This window comes from Saccharothrix sp. NRRL B-16314, from assembly GCF_000716595.1.
Classification (GTDB): domain Bacteria; phylum Actinomycetota; class Actinomycetes; order Mycobacteriales; family Pseudonocardiaceae; genus Actinosynnema.
This window is the reverse complement of the sequence record NZ_JNXC01000060.1, coordinates 1-9,956: the sequence shown is the minus strand read 5'-3', so window position 1 is coordinate 9,956 and position 9,956 is coordinate 1. Positions and strand designations below refer to the sequence as shown.

Genomic DNA, 9,956 nt, shown 5'->3' with positions numbered 1-9,956 from the left:
GATCCATTCCATGGCCGACCAGCCCGAACCCACTTCGTGTGACGCGGCGAACGTGCCGTCGGTGCGGTTGTGCCAGTAGTAGAGCGTGTCACCGCTGACTGCCCACAGGTCCGCCCAGCCGTCGGCGTTGGAATCGTTCACCGCGATCCGGGAGAAACCACCCCATCCAGGACCATGCCGAAGGGCCGCGGAGAAACCACCACCGCTCTTGCCGCGATAGAACCACGCGACCCCGGCCGGGTCGACACCGATCGCGTCGTCGAACTTGTCCCCGTTGACACTCCTGCTCGGGCGATCCGCGGAAAGGGCGCAGTTCTGGCTGACGTACGTTTCGATGCCGGTGGCGTAATCGAACGGATCGCCGTGGAAAGAAGCGGGCTTGATGGTGCCGTTGTAGCGGTACTCGAAGTGCAGGTGGGCGGAGATCCCGGTGCTGTTGCCGTCGGTGTTGCCGAGCTTGCCGATCTCCTCGCCCTGGCGCACCACGTCGCCGTCGTGCGCGCTCTTGCTGTCGAGGTGGGCGTACAACGTCGAGTAGCCGCCACCGTGGTCGATCTCCAGGAAGTTCCCGTAGTCCGACGACTCGCCGCCCTCCCGGACGACGGTCCCGGCAGCCGCCGCGTGGATGGGCTCGCCGAGGTCCTCGTTCCCCGAGGTACCGCTCTTGTTGAAGTCGATCTCATAGCTGACGTGTGCGCTGCTGCCGCTGGAGTTCCCGACCCAGGAGGTCTGGCAGGGGAACGGCAGTTCGAGCGCGGGCGCGGCGACGATCTGCGCGGTCGCCTCAGTGGCCTGCGCCAATGGCATCAGCGCAGTTGCCACGACGGCGACGGCTGCGCCCGCCGCCGTGCCGATTCTTTTGAACTGGGATGTACGCATAGGAAAGATCCGTCCTGCCGTGGTGCTGGTTCATGTCGGTCACTGGTCGTGAGCAAAGACAGTCGGTCGCTCGTCCCGGAAAGCACGAGCGAATCGCAGCCTCGTTCCTTTTGCCCACTTTGCAGTGCACCGTTGGTGAATTTTTATGGCGCCCCCCTGAACGCCGCCGCCGTTGTCCGGCAGGCACCAACTCAACCCCGTGCGGGCCTCGCGCTGGAAAGCATTTGAGCCAGTTCGAATCCACCGCCTGGCTGCTACCGTGGGCGAGGTGCTGACGCTGCGTGTAGACGCCGACACGGTCTCCAGGACTCGGTTATCGCCGTCCCCGGCGTCGGAAGCCATGGCATGGCTGAAGCTCACGGTCGCTTCGGGACGGCACCCGGTGTTCGGTGATCCCGGACCGCTCGCCCGCGCGTCACTCACTCACCCGGACGTCGCCCTGCTCGCGGACCTGTTGCCGCGCAACGGTGACACCTACATCCCCGATCTGCTCACCCCGCAGCCGGGTTCGGCCTCGCAGCGCCGTGAACTGATCGAGGAGCAGATCGCGCAGATCGAGGCAGTGGCGCAGAGCGAACTCGAAACCCAGGTGTTCACCTACACCAGGACTCACTGGAACAGGCCGCTGCGGGCCGCGACCCGCCGGATCGCGGAGTCCGGGCGGATGCAGCGACGTCTCGCCAACGGTGTCGCCCGGTTCTGGCGGGACACCCTCTCCGACGGCTGGCCGGCGCTGCGCTCGATCACCGACCAGGACATCGCCCATCGAGCGACGGCCATGGCCACCCATGGCGTCGGCCGGGCGCTCGGAGCGCTCCACCCCGACATCGACTGGGCCGGCGACGCCATCACCCTCGCCACGTCGTTCAACGGCGAAATCGACGTCACCGGCCGGGACCTGGTCCTCGCCCCCAGCGTGCTCAACTGGCCCGACGTCGTCATCCAGGTCGACACACCCGGGCAGTTCGTCCTCTACTACCCCGCGCAACGGGTCGGAGCCGGCCAGGACCGCAGGTCCGGGAGCATCGCGCACGTTGTCGGCAACGCCCGAGCGGCGCTGCTGGCAGACCTCGACACCGCCCGGTCCACCGCGGAACTCGCCACCCGGACCGGATACACCCCGGGCACCGTCTCCTACCACCTCAGCGCACTGCACCGCGCCCGCCTCGTCACCAAGGTCCGAGCCGGGCGCTACGTGTTGTACCAGCGGACCGAACATGCGTCGGATCTGCTGGAAGTCGCCCGCGATTGAGGAGTCCTGACCCCACCCTCAGCGACTGTGGCGCCTCGGGGCCGATCCGTCCGGAGGCTCAGCCTCCGAGCACCTCCGCCACGGGTTGTTGCGGGTCGTACGCGGCCCAGCCGGGGGTTCCGGTGTCGGCGAACGTGACCCAGGCGGTGTGCACCCGGGTGGCGAGGTCGCTCGGGGCGGGGTCGGGGCCGAGTAGGCCTGTGTCTCCGTGCAGCAACGGCTTGTCGGCGATGTCGAAGACGAAGGGCAGTTCGACGGTGTGGGCGGCGCCGAGTCGTCCGTTCAGAGCGGTCGAGCGATATCCGAACGAGTAGACGTGTGTGCGGCCGTCCGAGATCTGCGCGTGGGCTTGTGCCATGCGGGTCGTGCCGGCACCGAACAGGGCTTCCCCGAGCACCGCGGAGCGCAGCTCGCCCGGTGTCGCGTTCGGCAGTGCCGCGCGGTGCTCGGCGATCTTGGCTTCCGGGTCCGCGTACACCGTGGCGGCGACGGCGAGCACGTCAGCGTTCGTCGAGGACTCCAGGTTGCCCTGCGGCACGACGTAGAGGTGTCCCTCTTCGGTGTTGGTGCCGATCAGCAGGTCGACGTCACCGGCCGGGCCGTCGGCGAGGCCGTCGGCGGGCTGGACCGCGAGGACCAGGCTGAACGGGCTGAGGCCGGCCAGCGGGTCCGTGGCGGTGCCGGTGCGCAGGTCGAGTCCGGCCAGTGCGGGCAGGATCTCCAGGAAGCGCTCGTCGGGGATCGCTCCGAACGCCTCGGCGGTCGGTTCGACGCCCAGCGCGGTGGCCGCCGCGGCGGTGACCCGTTGCGCCTGTTCCGGGGTGAAGGCGCCGGTGCCGCTGCCGCTCTGGATGATCGCCCGCCGGAACAGGCCGTCGGCCTCCGGCGTCGCGAGCAGCGCTCCGACGAGCGTGCCGCCCGCGGACTGGCCGAAGATCGTGACGTTGTCCGGGTCGCCGCCGAACGCCCCGATCGTGGCGCGCACCCAGCCGAGAGCGGCGAGCACGTCGAGCAGCCCGCGGTTGGGCGGAGCGCCCGCCAGGTCGAGGAAACCGGGGATGCCGAGGCGGTAGTTCACCGTCACGAGGACGATGCCGTCGCGGGCGAACGCGCTGCCGTCGTAGAGCGCGGCGCGGGTCGAGCCGGTGACGAATCCGCCGCCGTGCACGAAGACCATGACGGGTCGCCTGCCGCTGTCGGCGGCAGGCGTGCGGACGTCGACGGTCAGGTACTCCTCGCCCCGGACCCAGCCCGGCCCGAAGTAGGGGGTCATGTCGAGCCTGCCGAAGTCGCGGACCGGTTGGGGAGCCGTGGGCGAGGGCTGCGTGCCGTCACGGACGCCGGACCAGCCCGGGTGCGGCGTGGGCGGGGCGAAACGGCGGGCACCGATCGGTGCCGCCGCGTAGGGGATGGCGCGGTAGAGCTCGCCGGAGTCGTCGCGGACGCCGCGCACGGCACCCGCCGGGATCTCGACGACCGGTTCTGCGTATCGGGTCACGGGAAACGTTTCCTTTCCTGGGGTTTCAGGAGATGCGGGAGAAGGCCGCCCACTCCTTGATCGCGAACTTCGACCCGTTGCGCTCGACCTCCGCGGCGCCCCGGCCGGCGAAGTGCGCGGGGAAGACGAGTGCCCTGTTCTCGGCGGCGTGGCCGAGCAGCTTGTGCCGGGTGTTCCGGGACTCGGCCGGGTCCTCGCAGAAGCAGGAGTTGGTCTCCGGCTCCACGATCTGCAGCGCGGTGTGCACCAGATCCCCGACGAACAGGGCTTTGTCGCCGCCGGACTCCAGGACGAGCACGGACGAGCCGGGGGTGTGCCCGGGAGCGAGATCGAGCCTCAGGTTCTTGTCGATCCGGTACGACCCCTCCCACAGGTGCGTCAGCCCCGCCTGGTGGACCGGCGTGACGCTGTCCTCGAAGACGTTCTGGTTGCCGCGGCCCAGCACCGTCTTGTGCTCGTTGGCCGGGTCCCAGAAGTCGAAGTCCCGCCGCGTCATCAGGTACGTCGCGTTCGGGAAGGTCGGCACCCAGGTGCGGCCGTCGAGGCGGGTGTTCCAGCCGACGTGGTCGATGTGCAGGTGCGTGTTGACCACGATGTCGACGTCCTCGGGCCGCACTCCGGCGGCGGCGAGGTTGTCGAGGTAGTCGGTGTCCCGGCGGCTCCACACCGGCGCGTAGGGCCGGTCCTTGTGGTTGCCCACACCGGTGTCGACGAGGATCGTGCGCCCCTCGCTGCGCAGCAGCCACGACTGGATCGCCGAGTGGCACTCGTCCGTCCCCGCGTTCCAGAAGTCGGGCGCCAGCCAGTCGCGGTGCTCGTCCCACGCGCCGTCGGGGCTGCCGGGGAAGAACTCGCCCGGAGTCATCTCGACCGAGCCGTAGAACTCCTTGACGCGGGTGACGGTGACGTCGCCCAGGATGATCTGATCGGGGTGCTGATCCACGTGGTCCGTCCTCGGTTCGGGGCATGTGGCCGAATGAGACCGAGCCTGGACACGCGGGCGGGCGAGAACCACTCCCGCGTTGTCGTACCCCTCGCAGGGTGTGGCTGGGATCGGACCGTGCCCTGGATACTCGGTGCATGGACGGACCTGGCCCACTCGGCGACTTCCTGAAGGCCAGACGGTCACTGCTGCGACCGGAAGACGTCGGTCTGCGCGACTTCGGGCCCCGCAGGCGGGTGGCCGGGCTCCGGCGCGAGGAACTGGCCCGGCTGGCGGGCGTCAGCGTCTCGTACTACACGAGGTTGGAGCAGGGGCTGTCCCGCGGGGCCTCGGCCGCGGTGCTCGATGCGATCGCCCGCGCCCTGCTGCTCGACGACCACGAGCGCGAGCACCTCAACCGGCTCGCCGGGGCCGCACGCCGCACGCCGCCCGCGCGCCGCCCCCGGCCCGAGAAGCTCGGCGACGAGACGCGGGACCTCCTGCGCGCCGTGGACGGCGTACCGGCGCTGGTGCTCGGCCGGCGCACGGACGTGCTGGCGTGGAACACCCTCGGGCACGCCCTGCTGGCCGGCCACCTGGACCTCCACAGCCCGGACGACCTGACGGGGCGGCCGAACATGACCCGGATGCTGTTCCTGGACCCCCACTGCCGGGAGCTGTACACGGACTGGAAGCGCAAGGCCCGCGCGGTGGTCGGCAACCTGCGGATCACCGTCGGCAGGCACCCGGAGGACCCGCTGCTCGCGGAGCTGATCGGTGAACTGACGATGAAGAGCCCGGAGTTCGTCGCCCTCTGGGGCGACCACCGCGTGGCGCCCTGCGACGCTGCGTCCTACGAACTGCACCACCCCGTCGTCGGCGCGGTGACCGTGACGCAGCAGACACTGTCGATCGCCCGCTCACCGGAACAGGCGCTGATCGTGTGCACGACCCCCACCGGCTCCCCGTCCGAGGAGGCTCTCGCACTGCTCCGACAGACGAGCAGCGACCAAGCGCCTCACGCGGACAACATCGGCGCTCCACTTCGGACACTCCGCTAGGTGGCACCTCTCAGTTCTGATGGCCACCAGGGTGGCAACCCGGTGCGGCGGATGGTGCTGCGTGCCTGCGAGCTGAGAGGGAAGCGCGGGGCGGGGTGCGATGGCACCCCGCCTGTCGTGATCCGTCAAGCCTGGGCGTAGTCGACCGCGACGTCCACGATCCAGGTGATGCCGAACCGGTCCGCCAGCATCCCGAAAGCGGGTGCCCACTGCGCCGGGCCGAACTCCTCGATCACCGTCGCGCCGTCGGCGAGCCGTTCCCAGAGCGGGGCGACCTCGTCGACGCTCTCGCCGCGCACGGACAGGAAGAAGGGCTCCTTCGTGATCGTGGTGCCGTGTTCCCGGCGGGTGGTGGGCTCGCCGGCGGCGAGCGGCTCGTCCGCTCCCGGCACGTCGTAGGCCATGACGCGGAAGCCGTTCTCGGCGACGACCTCGCCGAACACCACGTTCTTGGCGCCGGGCGCTTCGGCGGGCATCCCGAGGTCGCCGTAGGCGACGACGGTGACCTGACCGCCGAACACCGATCGGTAGAACTCCAGCGCCTCCCTGGCCTGGCCGTGGAAGTTCAGGTGGGCAACAGCGTTGAGCGACATGTTCGGTCCTTCTGCGCAGCGGTTCTCCGCCGGGGCTTCCGGCGCACGACCGACTGTGTCAGCAGTAGCGGACAGGGAACGTCCGCTACTCGTGGCACGCTGAGGGCGTGCCGATCGCCGCGTCGACGACCACCTCGGGTCGCTTGCTGTCGTTGCTGTCCCTGCTGCAGGTCCGCCGGGACTGGCCGGGTGTGCTGCTGGCGGAGCGGCTGGGCGTCAGCGAACGCACGGTGCGCCGTGACGTCGACCGGCTCCGCGAGATCGGCTACGTCGTCCACGCGGTCAAGGGGCCGGACGGCGGTTACCGCCTCGAAGCAGGCAGCCGGATGCCGCCGCTGCTGTTCGACGAGGACCAGGCGGTCGCTCTCGCCGTGGCGCTGCGCATGGCCGTCGGCACCGGTGCGGGCATCGAGGAAGCCGCCGCACGGGCGCTGGCCACCGTGCGCCAGGTGATGCCGTCCCGGTTGCGCCGGCGCATCGACGCCCTGGAGATCGAGCCGACCGGCCGTGATCCACAGGTGGACACCGGCCTCCTGCTCAGGTTGAGCGACGCCATCCGCGCCTGCGAGGAACTGCGGTTCGACTACCGCTCACCGGGTCGCCCGCCCGACACCTCGCACCCCGTTCGCCGGGTGCAGCCGCACCACCTCCTGGTTCGGCCCGGTCGCTGGTACCTCGTCGGGTGGAGCCCGGACCGCGAGGACTGGCGGACCTACCGCGCCGACCGGATGACGCTCCGCGTCCCCAACGGGCCGCGTTTCACTCCCCGGCAGGTGCCCGGCGGCGATGCCGCGACCTTCCTGGCCGCCCGGTTCAAGGGCTCGGACACCACGAACACCTGGCCGTGCCGCGCCGAGGTGATCCTCGACCTGCCCCTCGCCGAGGTGGCCCCGCACGCCGGGGACGACACCGCCGAGGAGGTGGGTCCGGCCCGAACCAGGCTGCTGACCGGCTCGTGGTCGTGGGCCTCGCTCGCCGCGAAACTGGCGCGCTACGACACCGAGGTCGAGGTGGTCGGACCACCGGCCCTGCGAGAGGCGTTCGCCGAACTGTCCTCTCGTGCCTCTCGTGCCGCTCGTACCGCGAAGCCGACGGTGATCAGCCCGCCGATGGCGTGAGCACGATCCTGCCGAACACCTCGCCTGCCGCCCTCTTCCGGTGAGCCGCCACGGCTTGCTCCAGAGGCGGCACCTCGTGCGCGACTGCCTCCACCTCGCCACGACCTGCGGTGGTCGGGAACGGATGCGCGCGTGTCAGTCCATTGTGGATGAAGCGCTCGCCGACCTGGGCCTGTGGCACGGCTTCTGCCTCGCCTGCGTCCCGACTTGGTCCTGGGCGACCTGATCCTGGTTCCCACGGCCGACAGTGGCATCCACGCCGCCTCACCGGCCACCAGGGTCGCGGCATCCCGGCATCCCGGCATCCCGGCATCCCGGCGCTTCGCGGCGCTCGCGATCCAAGCGCTCCAGGCCTCGCCCGGACTTTCCCGGACTTTCCCGCTGCCCCATCGCCACGATTGGCGGCGGGGGAGAACCGTCCCGCCCGCGAGACGGCGCAGGCTCCCGTACCGGGGACGACGAATTGACCGCGGGGCGATTTCGTTGACCGGAAATAGGCGTTGATATAGCGTCGAAGTGGGGTCCGGACCTCGTGCTGTTCGATTTTCCAGTCGACGATCGGATGGATTGTGAAGAGGTCAGTGCTTTACGCTTCAGTCGTTCTGTCACTCGTTTCCGGCTCCGGGGTTGCGCTCGCGGCACCCGCCCCGGACAAGGGCGCTGCGCCTGTGCGGAGCGTTGTCGATGCGAATGCCTGGTCGGACGAGGACAAGGAGAACGCACGGCGGCTCTCCGCTTTGGATCGCATCAGGGCAAGAGTGGAGAGCCGGCCGGACGTGTATGCGGGCATCACCACGAATGGCACCGCGGACGTCACGATCCACGTGGTGAAGGGGCGGCAATCGGGCGCCGAGACCGATGCCCTCCGGCACGAGGCCGGCCTTGAGAAGATCGCGGCGAAGGTGGTGCTCACCGAGCGCAGCACCGCCGATCTGAAGAAGGTCATGGCCGCCATCCCGGACAACGACGTGCTGATGGCCAGGTTGTCGTCGTACGGGATCGACCCGGCGAACAACCGGGTGGACGTCGGCGTGACCGAGTTGACCGCCGAGGTCGAGTCGGCGGCGCGGGCCGAGTTCGGCGACGCGGTGGCGCTTCGCGTCGAGCAGCCGTTCACGGCGGTGTCCGGCAGGTTCGAGGACAGTTCGCCGTTCTACGGGGGTATTCGTTACGGGAACCAGAGGATCGGCGCCTGCACCCACGGCTTCTCCGTGACCAACGCCCACGGCACGCGTTACGCCCTCACGGCCGGTCATTGCGGATTCGTCGGCGAGACCTACGCGGCGATGACGTATTCAGGGGGATCCGATGGCGTAGGCGAGGGCTACACCAACTTCGGGACCATGCAGTTCCAGCGGTTCGGCGGCGGGGGTGTCGACGCCGGGCTCATCGGCGGCCTCGACTACGGCGGTCGCATGTGGGCGCACAGCAATCTGTACGACAACGGCGGCTACTCCCTCCCGGTCCACGGCGTTTCCTACTCGTGCCAGGGCTGCCGGGTCATTCTCAACGGATCGTTCAGCGGCTTGCAGACAGGATTTCTGAACGGCCCCGGCGAACGTTGCATCACCTACAACGGCGGGCTCAATTGTGGTCAGCAGATCGTCTCGCCCACGGCGAGCGGCACCCTGTGCCAGCCGGGCGACAGCGGGGGGCCCGTGTTCGCGTATGACGGACAAGGTGGCGTGATCGCAGTCGGGATCATCGCGGCCGGTAACGGCACCAACTGCACCTACACGCCGGTCCAGACGCTCCTGAACATCTGGACGAGCAGGATCACGACCGGTTAGCACGACATCCGGCTCAGCACCCGCTCCAGCCCCGAAGTGGCGCAACCCCTGTGCGGGCACAGGGGTTGCGCGGCCGGAAGTCCCGGCTCGTGGTCCGTGGGGCGGGGTGCTCATGCCGCCGCCGCTCGGGTGGGGCGGCTGGTTGTAGCTGGTGTCATGCCACGCGATGGCCACGCGGTACCGGGCGTCGTGCATGACGGTGTGGTGCCGCCGGTCGATCTGCGTCGTCGTGGAGTAGATGTGCAGCGTTGTCGTCGCGCCTAGAGAAGCAGCTCAATACGGCAGGACGTACGCGTGGCTCATGTCGGAGTCGTGCTTGGTCGTCGAGCCGCGCGAGTCGGTGAGTCCGACGGCCGTCCCCTGGATGCCGGCGGTCTCACCGCCCAGCCACTCGGCCTTGACGTAGGCGTTGAACCGGGGGATGCAGCCCGCCGCTGTGCTCACGGTGAAGTCCGCCTTGTTGAGTGGCACGTACTTGTGGTGCACCCAGTACGGCACGTCGTGCGTGACCACGACGCTGCTGTCGGTCTTGCAGAGCGTGCCGTCCGACTTCCACTGGTTGATGATCAGCGTGAACTTCACCATTGCCGTCTTGTACTTGTCACACGGCGTGCTGGGCCAGCAGATCATGAGCTCGACGTCGCCGACCACGTTGAGGCCCTGCACGGTCGAGGGGAGGTCGAAGTAGTCGAGCGCGGGCAGGCGCTGCACCGGGATGTCGGCGTTGAGGCTGTGCACCCCTGCGCTCACGCTGGACTGCACCGGTTGTCCGTTGGTGGCGTTGGTGACGGAGGTGTCGGCGAACGTGATGTACCCGCTGACCAACCGGTAGGTGGCGTCGTT

The 9,956-nt window shown here is 69.4% G+C and carries 9 protein-coding genes and 1 pseudogene; 4 read left to right on the top strand and 6 right to left on the bottom strand.

The window, feature by feature from the left end; all coding sequences use genetic code 11:
- A partial coding sequence (locus OQ02_RS41785) for a M23 family metallopeptidase (RefSeq protein ID WP_156077605.1) occupies nt 1-879 on the bottom strand: 879 nt, incomplete at its 3' end.
- Between the two features lie 340 nt (nt 880-1,219).
- Here OQ02_RS41785 and OQ02_RS38685 point away from each other — a divergent pair.
- The gene (locus tag OQ02_RS38685; protein WP_081916269.1) at nt 1,220-2,131 is read left to right on the top strand and encodes a helix-turn-helix domain-containing protein; all 912 of its coding nucleotides are present in this window, start codon (nt 1,220-1,222) and stop codon (nt 2,129-2,131) included.
- Nucleotides 2,132-2,189: 58 nt separating this feature from the next.
- On the opposite strand, the gene OQ02_RS38680 is transcribed toward OQ02_RS38685, so the two are convergent.
- Both OQ02_RS38680 and OQ02_RS38675 read right to left on the bottom strand, forming a co-directional pair.
- Nucleotides 2,190-3,629 carry a carboxylesterase/lipase family protein gene (locus tag OQ02_RS38680; RefSeq protein ID WP_033443661.1) on the bottom strand — a complete coding sequence of 480 codons (1,440 nt, stop codon included), beginning with the start codon at nt 3,627-3,629 and terminating at the stop codon, nt 2,190-2,192.
- A 25-nt stretch (nt 3,630-3,654) separates the two neighbouring features.
- Nucleotides 3,655-4,572 carry an MBL fold metallo-hydrolase gene (locus OQ02_RS38675; protein WP_033443660.1) on the bottom strand — a complete coding sequence of 306 codons (918 nt, stop codon included), beginning with the start codon at nt 4,570-4,572 and terminating at the stop codon, nt 3,655-3,657.
- 137 nt (nt 4,573-4,709) lie between these two features.
- Between OQ02_RS38675 and OQ02_RS38670 the strand changes: the two genes are divergently transcribed.
- Complete coding sequence (locus tag OQ02_RS38670; RefSeq protein ID WP_051773456.1) at nt 4,710-5,612, top strand: helix-turn-helix transcriptional regulator; 903 nt, start codon at nt 4,710-4,712, stop codon at nt 5,610-5,612.
- A 125-nt stretch (nt 5,613-5,737) separates the two neighbouring features.
- Here OQ02_RS38670 and OQ02_RS38665 read toward each other — a convergent pair whose 3' ends face one another.
- On the bottom strand, nt 5,738-6,205 hold the full coding sequence (locus tag OQ02_RS38665) for a VOC family protein (RefSeq protein WP_033443659.1): 468 nt from the start codon (nt 6,203-6,205) through the stop codon (nt 5,738-5,740).
- A 107-nt stretch (nt 6,206-6,312) separates the two neighbouring features.
- On the opposite strand from OQ02_RS38665, the gene OQ02_RS38660 reads away from it, so the two are divergent.
- A complete protein-coding gene (locus tag OQ02_RS38660; RefSeq protein ID WP_033443658.1) occupies nt 6,313-7,323 on the top strand; it encodes a helix-turn-helix transcriptional regulator in 1,011 nt (336 codons plus the stop codon).
- Nucleotides 7,324-7,991: 668 nt separating this feature from the next.
- Nucleotides 7,992-9,113, top strand: a complete 1,122-nt coding sequence (locus OQ02_RS44510) for a S1 family peptidase (RefSeq protein ID WP_156077604.1) — start codon at nt 7,992-7,994, stop codon at nt 9,111-9,113.
- Nucleotides 9,114-9,224: 111 nt separating this feature from the next.
- Here OQ02_RS44510 and OQ02_RS47055 read toward each other — a convergent pair.
- A pseudogene (locus tag OQ02_RS47055) lies at nt 9,225-9,353 on the bottom strand (rhamnogalacturonan lyase family protein); the annotation flags it as partial.
- Between the two features lie 33 nt (nt 9,354-9,386).
- A partial coding sequence (locus OQ02_RS45320) for a hypothetical protein (protein WP_033443655.1) occupies nt 9,387-9,956 on the bottom strand: 570 nt, incomplete at its 5' end.

Coding starts and splice junctions, on each gene's coding strand:
- OQ02_RS38665 (WP_033443659.1), bottom strand. CDS start 6,205: ATGTCGCTCAACGCTGTTGCCCACCTGAACTTCCACGGCCAGGCCAGG.
- OQ02_RS38685 (WP_081916269.1), top strand. CDS start 1,220: ATGGCATGGCTGAAGCTCACGGTCGCTTCGGGACGGCACCCGGTGTTC.
- OQ02_RS38670 (WP_051773456.1), top strand. CDS start 4,710: ATGGACGGACCTGGCCCACTCGGCGACTTCCTGAAGGCCAGACGGTCA.